Annotated in this window: 19 protein-coding genes; 11 read left to right on the top strand and 8 right to left on the bottom strand. The window is 54.3% G+C overall.

Features of this window, described 5'->3' with window-relative positions; translation table 11 throughout:
• Positions 1-87 precede the first annotated feature (87 nt).
• The 3 genes from crcB (at position 88) to BLU05_RS00510 (ending at position 2,376) form a co-directional block, all read left to right on the top strand.
• Positions 88-465: a fluoride efflux transporter CrcB gene (crcB, locus tag BLU05_RS00520; protein ID WP_091876965.1), complete on the top strand. Its 378-nt coding sequence runs from the start codon at positions 88-90 to the stop codon at positions 463-465.
• Between the two features lie 36 nt (positions 466-501).
• On the top strand, positions 502-1,494 hold the full coding sequence (locus BLU05_RS00515; RefSeq protein ID WP_091876963.1) for an RluA family pseudouridine synthase: 993 nt from the start codon (positions 502-504) through the stop codon (positions 1,492-1,494).
• Between the two features lie 87 nt (positions 1,495-1,581).
• Positions 1,582-2,376, top strand: coding sequence for an ATP12 family chaperone protein (locus BLU05_RS00510; RefSeq protein ID WP_091876961.1), 795 nt, complete (start codon positions 1,582-1,584; stop codon positions 2,374-2,376).
• Positions 2,377-2,818: 442 nt separating this feature from the next.
• On the opposite strand, the gene glnA is transcribed toward BLU05_RS00510, so the two are convergent.
• The 5 genes from glnA to uvrA all read right to left on the bottom strand — a co-directional run bounded on the left by glnA (position 2,819) and on the right by uvrA (position 9,201).
• Positions 2,819-4,228 carry a type I glutamate--ammonia ligase gene (gene glnA / locus BLU05_RS00505; protein ID WP_091876959.1) on the bottom strand — a complete coding sequence of 470 codons (1,410 nt, stop codon included), beginning with the start codon at positions 4,226-4,228 and terminating at the stop codon, positions 2,819-2,821.
• A gap of 76 nt (positions 4,229-4,304) precedes the next feature.
• A complete protein-coding gene (locus BLU05_RS00500) occupies positions 4,305-4,643 on the bottom strand; it encodes a P-II family nitrogen regulator (protein WP_008123000.1) in 339 nt (112 codons plus the stop codon).
• 225 nt (positions 4,644-4,868) lie between these two features.
• Positions 4,869-5,294: a type II toxin-antitoxin system VapC family toxin gene (locus BLU05_RS00495; protein ID WP_091876957.1), complete on the bottom strand. Its 426-nt coding sequence runs from the start codon at positions 5,292-5,294 to the stop codon at positions 4,869-4,871.
• A complete protein-coding gene (locus BLU05_RS00490) occupies positions 5,294-6,205 on the bottom strand; it encodes a DUF72 domain-containing protein (protein ID WP_091876952.1) in 912 nt (303 codons plus the stop codon). Before BLU05_RS00490 ends, BLU05_RS00495 begins: the two co-directional genes overlap by 1 nt.
• Positions 6,206-6,279: 74 nt before the next feature.
• Positions 6,280-9,201, bottom strand: a complete 2,922-nt coding sequence (gene uvrA, locus BLU05_RS00485; protein ID WP_091876950.1) for an excinuclease ABC subunit UvrA — start codon at positions 9,199-9,201, stop codon at positions 6,280-6,282.
• Positions 9,202-9,639: 438 nt separating this feature from the next.
• Here uvrA and ssb point away from each other — a divergent pair, with 438 nt between their 5' ends.
• A complete protein-coding gene (gene ssb / locus BLU05_RS00480) occupies positions 9,640-10,176 on the top strand; it encodes a single-stranded DNA-binding protein (RefSeq protein ID WP_091876948.1) in 537 nt (178 codons plus the stop codon).
• Between the two features lie 37 nt (positions 10,177-10,213).
• A complete protein-coding gene (locus BLU05_RS00475; RefSeq protein ID WP_091876946.1) occupies positions 10,214-10,648 on the top strand; it encodes a YqaA family protein in 435 nt (144 codons plus the stop codon).
• A 2-nt stretch (positions 10,649-10,650) separates the two neighbouring features.
• Here the strand turns inward: BLU05_RS00475 and BLU05_RS00470 are convergent, their stop codons facing one another.
• Positions 10,651-11,058 carry a DUF2000 family protein gene (locus BLU05_RS00470; RefSeq protein WP_091878360.1) on the bottom strand — a complete coding sequence of 136 codons (408 nt, stop codon included), beginning with the start codon at positions 11,056-11,058 and terminating at the stop codon, positions 10,651-10,653.
• Positions 11,059-11,094: 36 nt separating this feature from the next.
• On the opposite strand from BLU05_RS00470, the gene BLU05_RS00465 reads away from it, so the two are divergent.
• Positions 11,095-11,967 carry an AraC family transcriptional regulator gene (locus BLU05_RS00465; protein ID WP_091876944.1) on the top strand — a complete coding sequence of 291 codons (873 nt, stop codon included), beginning with the start codon at positions 11,095-11,097 and terminating at the stop codon, positions 11,965-11,967.
• A 64-nt stretch (positions 11,968-12,031) separates the two neighbouring features.
• Entirely contained in the window at positions 12,032-13,327 is a 1,296-nt protein-coding gene (locus BLU05_RS00460; RefSeq protein ID WP_091878359.1) for an NAD(P)/FAD-dependent oxidoreductase, read from the top strand.
• On the opposite strand, the gene BLU05_RS00455 is transcribed toward BLU05_RS00460, so the two are convergent.
• Positions 13,328-13,957: a MarC family protein gene (locus tag BLU05_RS00455; protein WP_091876942.1), complete on the bottom strand. Its 630-nt coding sequence runs from the start codon at positions 13,955-13,957 to the stop codon at positions 13,328-13,330.
• A gap of 229 nt (positions 13,958-14,186) precedes the next feature.
• Between BLU05_RS00455 and gyrA the strand changes: the two genes are divergently transcribed.
• Complete coding sequence (gene gyrA, locus BLU05_RS00450) at positions 14,187-16,997, top strand: DNA gyrase subunit A (RefSeq protein WP_280139022.1); 2,811 nt, start codon at positions 14,187-14,189, stop codon at positions 16,995-16,997.
• Here the strand turns inward: gyrA and BLU05_RS26080 are convergent.
• Positions 16,994-17,149, bottom strand: a complete 156-nt coding sequence (locus tag BLU05_RS26080; protein WP_175540493.1) for a hypothetical protein — start codon at positions 17,147-17,149, stop codon at positions 16,994-16,996. The genes gyrA and BLU05_RS26080 overlap by 4 nt on opposite strands.
• Positions 17,150-17,345: 196 nt before the next feature.
• Between BLU05_RS26080 and coaD the strand changes: the two genes are divergently transcribed.
• Genes coaD through BLU05_RS00435 form a run of 3 tightly spaced genes read left to right on the top strand, consistent with a single transcriptional unit; the run spans position 17,346 to position 18,993 of the window.
• Positions 17,346-17,837 (top strand): pantetheine-phosphate adenylyltransferase, encoded by a 492-nt coding sequence (gene coaD / locus BLU05_RS00445; protein WP_091876940.1) that lies wholly within the window; start codon positions 17,346-17,348, stop codon positions 17,835-17,837.
• Between the two features lie 35 nt (positions 17,838-17,872).
• Positions 17,873-18,457: a peptidylprolyl isomerase gene (locus BLU05_RS00440; RefSeq protein ID WP_091876938.1), complete on the top strand. Its 585-nt coding sequence runs from the start codon at positions 17,873-17,875 to the stop codon at positions 18,455-18,457.
• Between the two features lie 26 nt (positions 18,458-18,483).
• Positions 18,484-18,993 (top strand): peptidylprolyl isomerase, encoded by a 510-nt coding sequence (locus BLU05_RS00435; RefSeq protein ID WP_091876936.1) that lies wholly within the window; start codon positions 18,484-18,486, stop codon positions 18,991-18,993.
• Positions 18,994-19,005: the final 12 nt, after the last annotated feature.

Here is a 19,005-nt window from a genome sequence, read left to right as displayed (position 1 = left end):
TCAAGGAACATTTTTCTACGTCTGTTAACGTCCCGTGATGAGTCAAATATTTGACTTCAAAGAATAAACCGCCGGAGGCAAGGTAAAGTGAACGCAATATTACTGGTTGCATCAGGTGGAGCTATCGGTTCGGTTGCTCGATATCTCGTCGGCCTGCTGATGACCAGGATTTTGGGTGCAGCTTTTCCTTGGGGAACATTGACCGTGAACGTGGTTGGCGGCCTGTTGATGGGGCTGTTTATCGAGCTTCTGGCGCGACGTTTCGACGGTTCGACTGAACTTCGCCTGTTTGTGGCCGTCGGTATCATGGGTGGCTTCACCACCTTTTCCTCTTTCTCGCTTGATGTTGCGCTCTTATGGGAACGTGGTGAGGTGTTTTCAGCACTGATTTATGTGCTCCTGAGCGTCATATTGAGCATTGGTGCGCTGTTTTTAGGATTATGGCTCGCAAGAGCGGTCGCTTAGTGCTAAGCGCATGCCTGATTAGACAGGGTATGAATTATGGCAGTGGTAGAGCAGAAGACAGTTGACACCGGCGAGGCGGAAATGCGCCTTGATCGATGGTTCAAGGTACATTATCCGGGTTTGGGTTTCGGACACCTGCAGAAATTGCTGCGGTCGGGGCAGATCCGGGTTGATGGCTCACGCGCCAAATCGGACACACGCCTGCAGGCGGGCCAATCGGTGCGCATTCCGCCGTTGCAGGTGGACGCCAAGGCCGATGGCCAGCATTTGACCGGCAAGAGTATTCGCGGCCGGGAAGATGGCGATGTCCTTTCCCAGATGCTGCTCTATGAAGACCCAAAGGTTTTTGTGTTCAACAAGCCTGCCGGTCTGGCAGTGCAGGGCGGCTCCGGCGTTAACAGGCATGTGGATGACATGCTGGAAGCCTGGCGCAACAAGAAGGGTGAAAAACCCCGGCTCGTGCACCGGCTCGACCGCGATACGTCGGGTGTTCTTGTGGTCGCACGCACACGCGGCGCCGCACAGGCACTGACTGCGGCTTTCCGCGAGCGTGAAACAAAGAAGACCTATTGGGCCCTCGTCAAAGGCATTCCGCGCAAGCGCGAGGACAAGATCACCACGTGGCTTGTTAAAGAAACCACTCCCGATGGCGACCGCATGCGTGTGGCCCAGCACGGTGAGCCGGATTCCGATCATGCGGTTTCCTATTACCGCGTCATTGAATCGGCGGGCCAAGTGCTGACCTGGCTGGAAATGGAGCCTTATACGGGGCGTACGCACCAGCTGCGTGTTCATGCGGCGCATATTGGCTGCCCTATCATTGGCGATCCGAAATATTTTGAAGCCGATACCAACTGGTCGTTTCCGGGTGGCATTCAAAACCGCCTGCATCTGCATGCGCGCCGCATCCGCGTTCCCAATCCGTCGGGCAGCGGCATCATTGATGTCACGGCGCCACTGCCACCGCATATGGTGCAGACCTGGAATCTTCTTGGCCTCGATGAACGTGATGGCGACGAAGACAATTGAGGCTTGATAGCCGCAACTCGTGATGGCCTATGCCTTAACTTATATCGGGCTTTCAGCCACTGAGACCAAAACAGACGGACTTTGATCATGCGCAACGATCTTTTTAATCTGGACACTCAGGACGGCCTTTCCGATCCAGATCCGGTGCGCCGGGCGCAGATAACGTCCAAGCTGCCTTTGCCCAAGCGGTTTTATAAACTTGCAGCCGTGGCTGAGCAGGATGGGCTGTTTGCCGTTGAACTGGATGGTCGAGCCGTCAAAACACCCGCCCGGCAAAATCTTGTATTGCCGACCCGCGACGCGGCCCAGCTGATTGCTGATGAGTTTGCTGCGCAGGAAAAAGAGATTGATCCGGCTAAAATGCCGGCAACGCGGCTGGCCAATACTGCCATTGACGGCATCGTCAATGATCCGCAGGCAGTGCTGGAGGATGTGCTGCGTTTCGCCTCCTCGGATATGCTCTGTTACCGTGCCGGTTCACCGGAGCGGCTGGTTGCGCGCCAAACCGAGCTCTGGGACCCGATTATTGATTGGGCGGCATCGGAACTCGGTGCGCGGTTCATCCTCGCAGAAGGTGTCATGCATGCGGAGCAGCCGCGTGAAGCGCTTGCCGCCTTTGGTGTACATCTTGGCCAGTTCAAGGATGCTTTTGCCATCGCCGCTTTGCATACAATCACGACCCTGACCGGTTCGGCCATTCTGGCTATTGCCGTCGCGAAGGGTGAAATTTCCGGCGACAATGCGTGGAATTTGGCGCATGTGGATGAAGATTGGACTATCGAACAGTGGGGCGAGGACGCCGAAGCTGCGGCCCGCCGTGCCATCCGCGAGCGCGAGATGAATGCTGCCGTCAAAATGCTTGAAGCTGTCGCTGCTTCCTAAGCGCCACGCCAGGATTTCCATTAAAACTATCAGTAACCTGCTTTATCTTATTGATTCAACTCCACGTTTATTGCGTGATGCGAATTCGTGCCGCATTAAATCTGTGACGGTGTTTCAAGGGTAAAGCAGGATGCACTGAGCCAGCAGTGCGTCGGGAAGATAGGCCTCCCGACCATGGCAATGGCCTTGCCTTTGAACTTGGAGGTGACGTGATGTGGCGTAAACCACTGACCATCACCCTGGAAGTGAAAAGAACCCGGACAGGCTGGCAAGTCGTGCTCCGGGTTCGATTCACAATCTAAGACACGAGAGGTGGGCGAAAGCTCGCCTCTCACTCCAAGAACAATATAACATTGTTCCCCGATATTCCAAGTCTCGCTGCGATCAAAAGCATAAAACCCCGGGCATGCCCGGGGTTTTCCTTGATACCAAACAGGTCTAATCAGACCGAGTAGTACATGTCGTATTCGACCGGATGCGGGGTCATTTCATAACGCATCACTTCTGCCATTTTCAGGTCAATGAAGCTGTCGATCTGGTCGTCATCGAACACGCCACCGGCCTTGAGGAAGCCGCGATCCTTGTCGAGGCTCTGGAGAGCTTCACGCAGCGAGCCGCAAACGGTCGGGATCTTCTTGAGTTCCTTTGCAGGAAGATCATAAAGGTCCTTATCCATTGGCTGGCCGGGGTGGATCTTGTTCTTGATGCCGTCGAGACCGGCCATCAGCATCGCGGCAAAGCCGAGATATGGGTTGGCTGTCGGATCAGGGAAGCGGATTTCAACGCGCTTCGACTTCGGCGACGAGCCGAACGGGATACGGCAGGAGGCCGAACGGTTGCGTGCGGAGTAAGCCAGCAGAACCGGAGCTTCGTAACCGGGGACCAGACGCTTGTAGGAGTTGGTCGACGGGTTGGTGAAGGCGTTGATTGCCTTGGCATGCTTGATGATGCCACCGATGAAGAACAGGCAGTTTTCAGACAAACCGGCATATTCATTACCAGCGAAGGTTGGCTTGCCTTCCTTCCAGATCGACATGTGCACATGCATGCCCGAACCATTGTCGCCGAAAATTGGCTTTGGCATGAAGGTCGCAGTTTTGCCATAGGCGTTCGCAACCTGATGCACGACGTACTTGTAGATCAGCATTTTGTCAGCGTTGCGGGTGAGGGCGTCGAATTTGATGCCCAGTTCGTGCTGTGCAGCCGCCACTTCATGGTGATGCTTTTCAACGCGAACGCCCATTTCGGTAAGAACCGTGAGCATTTCCGAACGCATGTCCTGGCAGGAATCGATAGGAGGAACCGGGAAATAGCCACCCTTGACGCGCGGACGGTGACCGAGGTTGCCGGTCTCATAATCGGTGTCGTCGTTGGACGGCAATTCTGTTGAATCGAGCTTGAAGCCTGTGTTGTAAGGATCAGCCTTGTACTTGACGTCGTCAAAGACAAAGAATTCAGCTTCTGGACCAACGAAAATGGTGTCGCCGATGCCTTCAGCCTTCATATAGGCTTCGGCCTTCTTGGCTGTACCGCGCGGATCGCGGTTATAGGCTTCGCCGGAGACCGGATCGAGAATGTCGCAGAGAATGACCATGGTCGACTGCGCAAAGAACGGGTCCATATGAACCGTGTCAGTGTCAGGCATGAGAACCATGTCGGATTCATTGATGGCTTTCCAGCCGGCAATGGAGGAGCCGTCGAACATGACGCCATCGGCGAACATGTCTTCGTCAACTTCGGCAACGTCCATCGTCACATGCTGCAGCTTGCCCTTCGGATCAGTGAAGCGAAGGTCAAGGAACTTTACATCATTGTCCTTGATCTGTTTGAGAATGTCTTTTGCGGTCGTCATGTCAGTTTTCCTTGTTCAGCGACGATGATAGCGGATGGGCTGGCGGGTACAGCGCCGGCAAAATGGGATAGCAGGGTCAGATTGCGTCGATACCGGATTCGCCGGTACGGATACGCACGACTTCTTCGATATTGGAAACGAATATCTTGCCGTCGCCAATACGACCTGTTTGAGCGGCCTTGCGGATTGCCTCGATGGCAGCTTCGACGGACTCGTCGCCCAGAACGATCTCGACTTTCACTTTTGGCAGAAAGTCGACGACATATTCAGCGCCGCGATACAGTTCCGTATGGCCTTTCTGACGTCCGAAGCCCTTGGCTTCAGTCACGGTAATGCCCTGAAGCCCCACTTCCTGCAGTGCCTCTTTCACCTCATCCAGCTTGAATGGTTTGATGATGGCTTCAATTTTCTTCATCAGAGAATAAACTCCCTATGTATGGCAGGCGGACCTCTTGCCCGCTTGCCCAACAAAAAGCAGGAAGCATGCCAAGTCGACCCCTAAAGTGAATTAATTCGAGGAATGTGATTTTACCCATGCTGACGCAGGGAGTTTTTCGAACTGCCTGTCATTGTGCTTGCAGAGAAAAATATGTGTCATACGCAATGTGATTAAAAAATAATCAAAATGCCTATAAAGCAGTCAGTGTGGTTGGTGAACTCTTGCTCCCAAGGCATCGGCAGCATACGCAAAGCGTTTATCTAGGGTACACATTGTTGTACCAGTATCTAGGACAACAGCGAGGTGTAATGCATCGCCAGCCCGTAACCCCAAGTCGTGTTGATCTGCTAGTTTGGCCGCTTGCGAAAACTGTATATTCGAAACCGGAAAAAGCTTAAATGATTCAGTAACAATGCGGTGGAATGTCGATAGTGCTTCGTCTCGGTTTTTCAAGTCAAGTTGCCCTGTTCGCAATTTGATCGATAGCGCTGACGAAAACTCTGTGATTGTCCAATTGCTTATTGCAATTTCGCCGGGAGCTTGCTCGGAAAGCCATTTTTGGGCTCTCTTTGTTTCCCCTTCAGCTGTAAGAGCAGCTACGAGCACCGATGTATCAACGTAAAACATCAATAGCGGTCTTCATCACGCATTTTACGCGTGAATTGGTCGGCACTTTCGTCTTGCTTATACATTTTATCCGTTAGCGCAGCCAATTGTGATGCATCAATAGGCTTACGAGGTAAGCGATCCTTCAGTGCCTGTGCTGCCTGCGGAGCGCGCACTTTGCCTTCATGAATGAAGTAGACAAAAACATCTCTCGGCTTTTTCTCTGGTTTGCTTGCTGGCGCTGCCAGCGGCAGATCATCCGGCTCATCCCCTCTGGCCCAAAGTTTGGCCCGTTCTGCCCACTGATCAAGCTCCTTGGCGGGGTAGGCAGTTTCCACTGCGTCATCGCCCTTCTGCAAGCGCGCATAGACGAAATCCGCCGTCACATCGGCAATTTCAGGATAATCGAAATGATGGGCATAGACGACAGCGACATTCTTTTTGCGCAGAAGCGCAATGAAATCGGGATCGATAAAGGAGGGGTGGCGTACCTCAACCGTATGGCGCAGCGGAATACCACCTTCCTTCTCAGGCAGAAGATCAAGAAATGCGCCAAAATCCTCAGCATCGAATTTTTTGGTCGGTGCAAATTGCCAGAGCAGCGGGCCTAATCGGTCGGCGAGTTCGGCAATACCGGATTTGATGAAACGTTCCATAGATTCGCCGGCTTCCGCCAGCACGCGGCGGTTGGTGACAAAACGATTGCCCTTGACCGAGAAAATGAAGCCGTTGGGAACCGAACTTGCCCATTTGGCAAAGGTTTCCGGCTTTTGCGTGCCGTAATAGGTGCTGTTGATCTCGATAGTGCTCAAATGCTGACCGGCATATTCAAGCTCTTTGGTCTTCGACAGTCCCTTGGGATAGAAGGTGCCGCGCCATGGCTCGAAAATCCAGCCGCCAATCCCTGTTCTGATTGTCCCGCTTGTGGTCATGATGGTTGCCTCCCGTCAATCCGTCTTTGTTCCAGCCCATAAACAAAACCCGCCGTCTCCGGCGGGTTTGTCAACTATTCCGCCGCAGCCTGCGCCCTGTTACCGGGACGGCGTTGTAAAAGTTCTTTCAGGAATTTGCCGGTATAGGAGCGTGGCTCCTCCACGATCTCTTCGGGTCGTCCGACAGCAACAATCTCACCGCCGCCATCACCACCTTCCGGTCCAAGATCAATGACCCAGTCGGCTGTCTTGATGACTTCAAGATTGTGCTCGATAACCACGACCGTATTGCCTTGGTCCACAAGCTCATGCAGCACTTCAAGAAGTTTTGCTACGTCATGGAAATGCAAGCCGGTTGTCGGCTCGTCAAGGATGTAGAGCGTGCGCCCCGTTGCCTTGCGCGACAGTTCCTTGGCAAGCTTGATGCGCTGTGCCTCACCACCCGACAGGGTATTGGCCTGCTGGCCGACGTGAATATAGCCAAGCCCCACCTTTGCCAGTGTCTGCAACTTGTCACGCACGGCGGGAACAGCGGCAAAGAACTCGGCGCCTTCCTCAACAGTCATATCGAGCACATCGGCAATGGATTTGCCTTTAAACAGCACTTCCAATGTTTCGCGGTTATACCGTTTGCCGTGGCAGACATCACAGGTAACATAGACATCGGGCAGAAAGTGCATCTCGATCTTGATCACGCCATCGCCCTGACAGGCCTCACAGCGCCCGCCCTTGACGTTAAATGAGAAGCGTCCCGGCTGGTAGCCGCGTGCCTTGGCTTCCGGCAGACCGGCAAACCAGTCACGGATCGGCGTGAACGCACCCGTATAGGTCGCGGGATTGGAACGCGGCGTGCGGCCAATCGGCGATTGGTCGATATCGATAACCTTGTCGAGGAATTCCAGACCATCAATCCGGTCATGTTCCGCCGGTTGTTCGCGCGAACCCATAATGCGGCGCGAGGCCGACTTGAACAGGGTCTCGATCAGGAATGTCGACTTGCCACCACCGGATACACCCGTCACTGCGGTAAAGGTGCCAAGCGGAATTTCCGCGGAAACGTTTTTCAGATTATTGCCGCGCGCGCCGACGATCTTGATGCGCTTTTTGTTCAGCTTGCGCCGCTCCGCAGGTACGGCCACCTCAATCGCACCGGACAGATACTTGCCTGTCAGTGATTTCGGACTTGCCATAATATCGGCAGGCGTGCCCGCCGCGATGATCTCGCCGCCGTGAATACCGGCAGCTGGACCAATATCAACCACATAATCGGCGGTCAGGATCGCATCTTCGTCATGTTCGACGACGATGACCGTATTGCCGAGATCGCGCAAATGGCGCAGCGTCTTCAAAAGCTGCTCATTATCGCGCTGATGCAGACCGATGGATGGCTCGTCGAGAACATACAGCACGCCAGTGAGGCCGGAACCGATCTGCGATGCCAGACGAATGCGCTGGCTCTCACCACCGGATAGCGTGCCTGAGTTGCGCGACAGTGCCAGATAATCGAGGCCGACATCATTGAGGAAGCGCAAACGCTCGCGAATTTCCTTGAGGATACGCGCGGCAATTTCGGTCTGCTTGTCGTTGAAGCTTTTATCGATATCGCTGAACCAGGCGTCGGCATGGCGGATCGACTTTTCGGTAATCTGACCAATGTGCAGACCGCCGATCTTGACGGCCAGCGCTTCCGGCTTCAGGCGATAACCGCCGCAGGCCGGGCAGGGGGTGCCGGACATGAAGCGCTCAATCTCTTCACGCGACCAAGCCGAATCTGTTTCCTTCCAGCGCCGTTCCAGATTGGGAATGACGCCTTCGAAAGGCTTTGTTGTCTTGTAGGAACGCAGGCCGTCATCATAGGAGAAATGAACTTCGCGGCTGCCGGTGCCGTAAAGGATGGCGTTCTGTGCCTCTTCATTGATATCGCGCCAGCGGTCAGCGAGTTTGAAGCCGTAGCTGCCGCCCAATGCTTCCAATGTCTGGTTGTAATAGGGCGAGCTCGATTTCGACCAAGGTGCAATAGCGCCACCCTTTAAAGTAAGGCTTCCATCCGGGACGATCAGACTGGGATCAATTGCCTTCTGGGTGCCAAGGCCATCGCAGGTCGGACATGCACCAAACGGATTGTTGAACGAGAACAGGCGCGGCTCAATTTCGGCAATGGTGAAACCCGAAACCGGACAGGCAAACTTTTCCGAGAACATCAGACGCTCATGTGTCTCGTTCTTGGATTTATTCGCGGATTCACCAGATGTTTCATCAGATGGAAGCGGCTTGTCGGCAAATTCCGCCAGAGCAATGCCATCGGCAAGCTTCAGCGCTGTTTCGAGACTGTCAGCCAGACGAGCCGAAATATCCGAACGCACGACAACGCGGTCGACCACCACATCAATGTCATGCTTGTATTTCTTGTCCAGCGCCGGAACATCGGCAATTTCGTAGAATATGCCGTCAACTTTTACGCGCTGGAAGCCGCGCTTCTGCAGATCGGCCAATTCCTTGCGGTATTCGCCTTTGCGACCGCGGACAATTGGCGCGAGAATAAACAGCCGCGTGCCCTCATCCTGCGCCAGAACGCGGTCAACCATCTGGCTGACGGTCTGGCTTTCAATTGGCAGGCCCGTTGCAGGTGAATAGGGAATGCCGACACGCGCATAGAGCAGACGCAGATAATCGTAGATTTCCGTGACAGTGCCGACCGTGGAACGCGGATTGCGGCTCGTCGTCTTCTGCTCAATGGAAATAGCTGGTGAAAGTCCGTCAATCTGATCGACATCGGGCTTTTGCATCATCTCCAGAAACTGCCGGGCATAGGCCGACAGACTCTCGACATAACGCCGTTGGCCTTCCGCATAGATCGTATCAAATGCGAGGGACGATTTGCCCGAACCGGACAGGCCCGTCATGACAATAAGCTTGTCGCGCGGCAGGTCGAGGTCGACATTCTTCAAATTGTGTTCGCGGGCACCACGAATGGATATAAATTTCTGATCGCTCATGACTGTCACGCCGTTATGGGGGAGGAACTGGCTCGCTGGCCGGAGTCTTTCCCTTATTTAGAAAGTTTCCTGCAAATTACGAGGCTGTACCTGAGTTGGAATCACCATAGCCATGTTGACATCCATAGAGCAAGTGATAGAACAAAAAAAGAACAAATATTGCAGGCAAGGTGAAATCAGCGCAAAACCTGTTGGTTCCGCGTCTGATAAACCAGACAAGCGCAGGAAAGTTGCACCGGTGAAACGGCACGAGGGCAAGGCTCCTGACAGATTTGTCAGGAGAATGTCAGTTGCCAGTTCATCCAGCCATGCGTTTCACGGCAGTTGGATGCGGGATTTGAGCAGTATTTTGTGGATAGAGCCAGACAGTTACCCGCCGGGTGCGCGGCTTCTGTATGATGGCGCAAAATCGAAAAGCTAATTTTGTGGAGTATTTTTATGGCCGGCAGTGTCAACAAGGTGATTTTGGTAGGCAATCTGGGCAAGGACCCGGAAGTTCGGAAAATGGGTTCAGGTGATCCTGTTGTCAGTTTCAGCCTTGCCACGTCAGAAAGCTGGCGCGACAAGAACAGCGGCGAACGCAAGGAAAAAACCGAATGGCATAATATCGTTATTTTCAACGATAATCTGACCAAGGTTGCCGAGCAGTATCTGAAAAAAGGCATGAAGGTCTATATTGAGGGCTCCTTGCAGACGCGCAAATGGCAGGACCAGACCGGCAATGAGCGCTACACGACGGAAATCGTTCTGCAGAAGTTCCGCGGCGAATTGCAGATGCTCGATTCACGCGGTGAGGGTGCCGGTTCCGGCGGCGGGCGTTCTTTTGATAATTCGAGCCGTGGCCAGGTTTCCGATAATGGTGATTATGGTTCCGATTTCGGCCGTTCCAGCGCGTCCTCGTCAAGCAATAGCGGCGGCGGCAACAATGCAGGCGGTAATTTCTCGCGTGATCTCGATGACGAGATTCCGTTCTGATCCAGTTTTGTAATCAGTTGCCGGTTATTGCCTGATCATGCTTGATTTTGGTGTTTATGCCGGATTGTTCGCGGCCGCTTTTGCGGCCGCAACCATTTTACCCATGCAATCGGAAGCGCTGCTTGCGGGGTTACTTCTTAGCCATTCCTATCCGGCATCCGCTTTGATTGCCGTTGCAAGCGTGGGCAATGTCCTTGGTTCCATGGTCAACTGGCTGCTTGGGCGTGGGATTGAACAGTTTCGCAACAGAAAATGGTTCCCGGCAAGCGAGGCGCAACTGGACCGTGCCACGCGCTGGTATCAGCGCTATGGCAAGTGGACGCTGCTTTTGAGCTGGGTGCCGATCATTGGCGATCCGCTGACAGTGATTGCGGGCGTCTTGCGCGAACCAATATGGAGTTTTGTCCTGCTGGTCGCGATTGCCAAGACGGTGCGTTATCTCGTTGTGTTTGCGCTCGTATCAGGTTGGTAGGCTCATGGATGCATTTTTGCACCCTTGGTGATCTTGTCGACAATCTTCTTTTCCGCCCGCAGCGCAATGCCGACAACTTTGGCATCATCAGGCGCAAACCGGGCAAATGTCGCCCGATTGAGCTGGTCATAGCCGGTTGCAAACATTTCCTCGACATAGAGACAGGATTTGACCTCGCGCTCCAGTGAGCGGCGATGGATCGCCGACAGGGTGACCTGATTTGCCGTCAGTATGATAATGGGCTGGATGGGCAGAGCGTGATAATGATTGCCAGCACGATCTATATAGGGCTCACCGATCAAACCAGAGGTTTGCGCAACAAGGCCACCGGTCAGGAATGAGGACACGTTGAGTTTCTGCCACGTCGCTAAATCATCGCGCACAACAATTGCAATTTTCGTATCAAACACCAAATCTAGGTCTCCAGTCATGGGTCGGGAATGCGGATGCCGGAAAATCTAAGAGAGGAAGCGCTGCGCGGTCTTGGACGTTTGTGCGAACGTCCGGTGCGCGATGCGATTCTGTCGGCGCCTTCCAATCCGGGCCTTGAACGTATGGAAGCGCGCTTTACCGGCGATGCGTTTGAGCCGCACCGGCATGATACCTATGCCATTGGCCTGACGCTGCATGGCGTGCAGACATTTCAATATCGCGGCGAAAAGCGGCAAAGCCTTCCCGGCAATATTCTGGTTTTGCACCCTGATGAAGTGCATGATGGCGGTGCTGGCACGGATGATGGCCTGCGTTACCGGATTATCTATCTCGAACCCGCGCTGGCAATAGAGGCACTTGGCGGCAATCGAGGGTCATTGCCTTTTATCAGCGATCCGGTCTTTGCCGATGCGCCGCTTGTTCAGGCCATTTCAATGGCTTTCAACAATCTGGACGAGGAAATGGATGAGCTGCTGGCTGATGATATCGTCGCACAGTTGGCGCAGGGATTGTCCCGGCATGCCGGGCAGCCATTGAAGCCGATGGGCAAACCAGCAGTGAGGCAGGCGGGGATGGCACGTGACTATCTGGCTGACAATGCCTTGCGCGTGGTGCGTTCACAGGAGCTGAAAACGGTCAGCGGTCTTGATCGTTACGCGTTATCGCGGCATTTTCGGACGCTCTATGCCACAAGTCCGCATCGGTTCCTGTTGATGCGCCGCCTTCAGCGGGCAAAGGATCTGATGAAAATTGGTGTGCCGCTGGCGGAAATTGCAGCGGAAACGGGTTTTTCCGATCAAAGTCATCTCAACCGGCAGTTCAAGAAAGCTTTTGGCATCACACCGGGCCGCTGGGCTGCACTGACGGCGGTAAGCCAGCCGTTTTGACCTTTTCGCTCGGCGTGTTAGATGCTCTAAAGGAACAGGGAGGCTTTTGCTCAAGGAGCCTGATATGACAGATACTGCGAAGCCCTCGAACACCCCGCGCCGGGTGGTCATTGTCGGGGCGGGATTCGGGGGACTGGAAGCGGCCAATTCCTTGCGCAATGCTGATGTCGACGTCACTGTTGTCGATCAGCGCAACCACCACCTTTTCCAGCCTTTGCTTTATCAGGTTGCGACATCGACACTGGCCACATCGGAAATTGCTTGGCCTATCCGGCATCTCCTGCGTAAATACAGCAATATCAAGACATTGCTTGGCACTGTTAAAAGTGTTGATACAAATGCGCGGACCATTTCAACAGCGGATGGCGAGGTTATTCCCTACGACACGTTGGTGCTGGCAACAGGCGCGCGCCATGCCTATTTCGGCCATGATGATTGGGAGCCATTTGCCCCCGGTCTCAAGACGCTTGAAGATGCCACCACGATCCGCAGACGTATTCTGACCGCCTTTGAAAAGGCTGAACGCGAGCCTGATCCGAAGCGCCGCGAGGCTTTGCTGACATTCGTGATCATCGGCGCGGGACCGACAGGCGTTGAAGTCGCCGGAACGATTGCTGATCTTGCCCGCGATACGCTGAAAGGTGAGTTCAGGGTCATCGATCCTGCCACGGCAAAGGTGATCCTGATCGAAGGCGGAGACCGGGTGCTCGGCGCTTTCGCGCCTGATCTGTCTGCCTATGCGCAGCGGGCGCTGGAAAAGCTTGGCGTGCAGGTGCATCTGGGCAATCCGGTGATGAAATGTACTGCCGATGGTGTGGAATATGCCGGTAAATTTGTGGGTGCTGCGACCATCATCTGGGCTGCGGGCGTTCAGGCGTCTCCGGCGGCAAAATGGCTCGACGTATCGGCAGACCGGGCAGGGCGTGTTGTTGTCAATGATGATCTGACGGCACCCGGTCATCCGGATATTTTTGTCATCGGCGATACGGCGACCGTCAAGAATGGCGACAAGGGCATGGTTCCCGGTATTGCGCCTGCGGCCAAACAGCAGGGCATTCATGTCGCAAAGACCATCAAGGCAAGACTGGCGGGCGATAATACGCCAAGGCCCTTCCGCTATCGCCATGCGGGTGATCTTGCAACGATCGGCAAGCGCGCGGCAGTTACGGATTTTGGCTTTATCAAGCTTAAGGGGTATGTCGCCTGGTGGTTATGGGGACTGGCGCACATCTACTTTCTGATCGGCGTGCGCAATCGTCTTGCCGTAGCCATGAGTTGGTTGTGGATTTCAGTCAGCGGTGCGCGCAGCGCGCGACTGATCACGCAGAAGGATGCGGCAGAGGAAGATCATCTCAAATAATCAGGTGGTGATGAAGGTCTTGATACCATCCGCCACGAATTGCACCGCCAGCGCCGCAAGGATGACGCCCAGAAGGCGTGTGAGGATCGAACGGCCAGTTTCACCCAAAAACCGGTCAACGCGCTCAGCAAGGAAAAATACGAGGTAGGACGCAGCGATACAGATCAGAATGATACCAATCAGCGCAAGGCGCGATACCGGCTCGGACAAGGTGCCGGCAAGCAGGATTGTTGCCGAGATAGCGCCGGGACCGGCAATCAGCGGAATGGCCAGCGGAAAAGCAGCGATATTGCGGATATGATCCTTGGTGATGGCAATCGTGGCGCTCTTCTCGTGACGCTCCTGTCGCTTCTCGAAGATCATTTCGAACGCGATCCAGAACAGGAGCAGGCCACCCGCAATACGGAAGGCACCGATGGTGATGCCAAACAGCGCCAATATCTGCGCACCGGCGACAGCGAAAATCGTCAGGACGATGAAAGCAGTGATGCTGGCGCGCAAGGCGACCTGACCACGCTCCTTGCGATTCATGCCCCGTGTCAACGCCAGAAAGAGCGGCGCCAGTCCCGGTGGATCGATCGTCACCATCAAGGTAACGAGCGCATTGAGCAGGGTGTCATAAAGCGCCACGATTTTGCTTTTCTTCTCTGATTGAAGCTGATGAACAGTACCGGATTCGCGGTGAAGCGTCGATAAAGTTGAGATTTTGCAACCAAGTTTTTCACTGATTGAAATGAACTGTTGTATCCTATTGAAAACAAAGGGTTTTCAACTGTGCATTGCGGTGCCGTTGGTTGGCTTTTGCGTTGAAAAGCCGCTATAAGATGAAGATTGATTCTATACGAAAGATGAGTGCCTCGTGTCTGAACTAACCCCACCATCCGGCCCAGAAGACGATAAACCAGGCGGAAATTTCGGTATCGAGCCGATTTCCATTATCGAGGAGATGCAAAGCTCCTATCTCTCCTATGCCATGAGCGTGATTGTCAGCCGTGCATTGCCTGACGTGCGTGACGGTTTGAAGCCGGTGCATCGGCGTATCCTGCATGCGATGAACGAAATGGGTCTGTCCTGGAACAGGTCCTATCGTAAGTCTGCCGGTGTCGTCGGTGAAGTCATGGGTAAATTCCACCCGCATGGCGATGCTTCGATCTATGATGCGCTGGTTCGCATGGCGCAGGACTGGTCGCTGCGCGATCCGCTTGTTGATGGACAGGGCAATTTTGGTTCCATCGATGGCGATTCTCCCGCCGCGATGCGTTACACCGAGTGCCGTCTTGAGAAGGTTACGGAGTCACTCCTTGAAGATATTGACAAGGAAACCGTCGATTTTCAGGACAATTACGATGGCCGTGAGCAGGAGCCGGTGGTTCTTCCTGCGCGCTTTCCGAACCTTCTGGTCAATGGCTCCGGTGGTATCGCCGTCGGTATGGCCACCAACATTCCTCCGCACAATCTTGCTGAAGTCATCAATGGCTGTATTGCCCTGATCGACAATCCGGCGATTGACCTGCCGGAACTGATGGAAATCATTCCCGGACCGGATTTCCCGACAGGCGGTATCGTTCTAGGCCGTTCGGGTATCCATTCGGCCTATAGTACCGGTCGTGGTTCGATCCTGATGCGCGGCAAGGTTGCTGTCGAGAGCATGCGCGGCGACCGCGAAGCCATTATTATCACCGAAGTGCCTTATCAGGTTAATAAGGCGACGATGATCGAAAAGATGGCCGATCTGGTGCGCGAAAAGCGTATTGAGGGCATTTCGGACATTCGCGATGAGTCTGATCGTGACGGTTACCGCGTTGTCGTGGAATTGAAGCGTGATGCGGTTGCTGACGTTATCATCAATCAGCTTTATCGCTTCACGCCCCTGCAATCGTCATTCGGTGCCAATATGGTGGCACTCAATGGTGGTAAGCCCGGCCTTCTGAACCTGATGGATATTTTGCGCGCGTTTGTCGCCTTCCGCGAGGAAGTTGTCAGTCGCCGCACAAAGTTCCTGCTGCGCAAGGCGCGTGACCGCGCGCATGTCTTGGTTGGTCTGGCGATTGCCGTTGCCAATATTGACGAAATCATTGCGCTGATCCGTCGGGCTCCGGACCCAGCGACGGCGCGTGACCAGTTGATGGAGCGTCGCTGGCCAGCCAATGATGTGGCTCCGCTGATCACGCTGATTGCTGATCCGCGGCACACGCTCAATGATGACAATACCTACAATCTGTCGGAAGAGCAGGCCCGCGCCATTCTTGACCTGCGTCTGCAGCGTCTGACGGCGCTTGGACGCGATGAAATCGCCGACGAGCTCAATAAGATCGGCGTCGAGATCAAGGATTATCTCGAAATTCTGGCGTCGCGCCTGCGCATCATGACCATCGTCAAGGACGAACTTGCCGCTATTCGCGACGAATTCGGCACACCACGCCGCACGGAATTGACCGATGGCGGTGCTGATATGGACGATGAAGACCTGATCGCCCGCGAAGATATGGTCGTGACTGTCAGCCATGCGGGTTATATCAAGCGCGTTCCACTGACGACCTATCGCGCACAGCGTCGTGGCGGCAAGGGCCGTTCGGGCGTGACCATGAAGGACGAGGATTTCGTCACAAGGTTGTTTGTGGCCAATACCCACACGCCGATGCTGTTCTTCTCCTCGCGCGGTATTGTTTATAAGGAAAAGGTCTGGCGTCTGCCGATTGGCACACCGCAATCACGCGGCAAGGCGCTGATCAACATGCTGCCGCTCGAACAGGGCGAACGCATCACCACGATCATGCCGTTGCCTGAGGATGAGGCAAGCTGGGCAAATCTCGATGTGATGTTTGCAACGACGCGCGGCACCGTGCGCCGGAATAAGCTTTCTGACTTCGTTCAGGTCAATCGCAATGGCAAGATCGCCATGAAGCTCGAAGAAGAGGGCGATGAAATCCTCGGCGTCGATACATGCGATGAATTTGACGATGTGCTTCTGACAGCAGCCGGCGGCCAGTGTATTCGCTTCCCGGTTACCGATGTGCGCGTCTTTGCTGGCCGCAATTCCATCGGCGTGCGTGGCATCACATTGGCGCCCGGCGATACGATCATTTCGATGGCTATTCTTGGTCATGTCGAAGCGACGCCTGCCGAACGGACAGCTTATCTGAAGCAGGCCGCTGCAGAGCGGCGTGCGCAGGGCGCAGATGATGTCGAGGAAATCGCATTGGTCGGCGAAGAGGCTACGGATGTGACGGATCTTGGTCCGGAACGCTATGGCGAGTTGCGTGATCGCGAACAAACGGTTCTGACCGTCAGCGAATTTGGCTATGGCAAGCGCTCTTCGTCCTACGAGTTCCGCGTTTCAGGACGCGGCGGCAAGGGCATCCGCGCAACGGATACATCAAAGACTGATGAAATCGGCAAGCTGGTATCGCTGTTCCCGGTCGAAGCTTCGGATCAGATACTGCTTGTTTCTGATCGTGGTCAGCTGATCCGTGTGCCGGTGAACGGTATTCGCCTCGCGGGACGCTCCACGAAGGGCGTGACGATCTTCAATACTGCGGATGGCGAGAAGGTTGTTTCGGTCGAGCGGATTTCAGAAACCGACAGCGAAGACGAAGAACTTGAGGTAGTTGCGCCTATCGACGGTGAGGCAGATACATCAGCCCCAGAGAGCGGTTCTGACGAAAGTTAGAACCGCTGGCGGTCGATGCGGCCATTCATAGGATAAATACCGAAGCGGGATGTCTTTACTTTGGCTTCCCGCTTTTTGTTTTCTTCGATCATCATGACGACGGCGGAAACCATCATCGCGATCATCATGCCAACGCTAAGAAGAATAAACATTTCTGGTCCCTTCAATCTTCAGCTTTCTTATGGTTAACAACGCCCTAAGAGCCAAAAGGTTTCATTTTCAGAGTTCTTTATAGTTAACGGCAACTGAATGCTTGCTGATTGCCTCGTTCATCTTCCGTTCATTTAAGAATGAAAGGGCAATGTTTGCGGCCATTGAAAGCTGCGGGCAAAACGGTTAGGAGACGGTATGACAATCGCAATTTACGCCGGATCATTTGACCCGATCACCAATGGCCATATGGATGTCCTGAAGGGCTCGTTGCGCCTTGCCGACAAGGTTTTCGTGGCCATCGGCATTCATCCGGGCAAGGCGCCGTTGTTTTCCTTTGCCGAGCGTATGGACCTCATCAACCGCGTTGCGGCGGATGTTTTCGGCAAGGATAGTCAGCGGCTCGAAGTGATTTCTTTTGACGGATTGGTGATTGATGCAGCGCGTAAACATGGTGCTTCGCTATTGGTGCGGGGCCTGCGTGACGGTACTGATCTTGACTATGAAATGCAGATGGCTGGCATGAACGGCCAGATGGCGCCGGAACTGCAAACTGTATTCCTTCCGGCCGATCCTTCGGTTCGCACAATTACTGCCACATTGGTCCGCCAGATTGCGGCCATGGGCGGTGATATCAGGCACTTTGCTCCTGCTCTTGTCGCCGAGGCGCTCAAGGCCAAATTCAAATAGGGCTCTCTTTTTAACCCGATCCTTTGGAGACTTTCATGTCCGTATTTCGCACTGCGCTTCTTGTGGCGGCCGTTTCTTCCCTGTCTTTCGCATCATTGAGCCCAAGCTGGGCCGATGACCAGAACACAATGATCATCAAGCTCAAGGACGGCGATGTAAAGATCGAACTGCGCCCCGATCTTGCTCCAAAACATGTCGAGCAGATCAAGGCACTCGCCAAGGAAGGTGCCTATAACAGTGTCGTATTCCATCGCGTTATTCCGGGTTTCATGGCCCAGACTGGCGATGTGCAGTATGGCAATACCGAGAAGGGCTATAATCAGGCGGCCGCTGGAACCGGTGGTTCCAAGCGTCCTGACCTGCCTGCCGAGTTCTCGAAGGAACCCTTCGTGCGCGGCACTGTTGGCATGGCGCGTTCATCCAACCCCAATTCGGCCAATTCGCAGTTCTTCATCATGTTTGACAATGGCTCGTTCCTGAACGGCCAGTACACGGTTGTCGGCAAGGTGACGAGCGGTATGGAAACCGTCGACAAGATCAAAAAAGGCAATGAAGCGCAGAACGGCGCTGTCGATAGCCCGGACAAGATGATCAAGGTCACTGTCGGTCCGGCAAAATAACACACATAAAACAGGAGATGCCTCATATGGCTTACAAAGATCCAGAAAACACGATTTTGCTCGAAACGACCAAGGGCAATGTTGTCATTGAACTCTATCCTGACCTCGCCCCCGGCCATGTCGAGCGCATCAAGGAACTGGCACGCGAAGGCGCCTATGATGGCGTTGTGTTTCACCGCGTTATCGACGGTTTCATGGCGCAGACTGGCGACGTGAAGTTTGGCAAGCAGGGCGGTTCGTCGTTCAATCCATCGCGCGCCGGTATGGGTGGTTCGGAAAAACCTGATCTGAAGGCTGAATTCTCCAATGCCAACCATGGTCGTGGCGCTTGCTCCATGGCCCGTTCGCAGAACCCGAATTCTGCCAATTCCCAATTCTTCATCTGCTTTGATGATGCTGCTTTTCTCAACCGTCAGTACACGGTTTGGGGTCAGGTTATCGAAGGTATGGACAATGTCGACACGATCAAGCGCGGCGAGCCTGTGCAGGATCCGGATTCGATCGTGTCGATGCGCGTTGCCGCAGACGTCGAATAAGATCGCATTGAT

It is taken from the genome of Phyllobacterium sp. OV277, from assembly GCF_900104355.1.
Taxonomy (GTDB): domain Bacteria; phylum Pseudomonadota; class Alphaproteobacteria; order Rhizobiales; family Rhizobiaceae; genus Phyllobacterium.
Note: the sequence above shows the minus strand (reverse complement) of the source record. Positions and strands in the feature narration are given on the sequence as shown.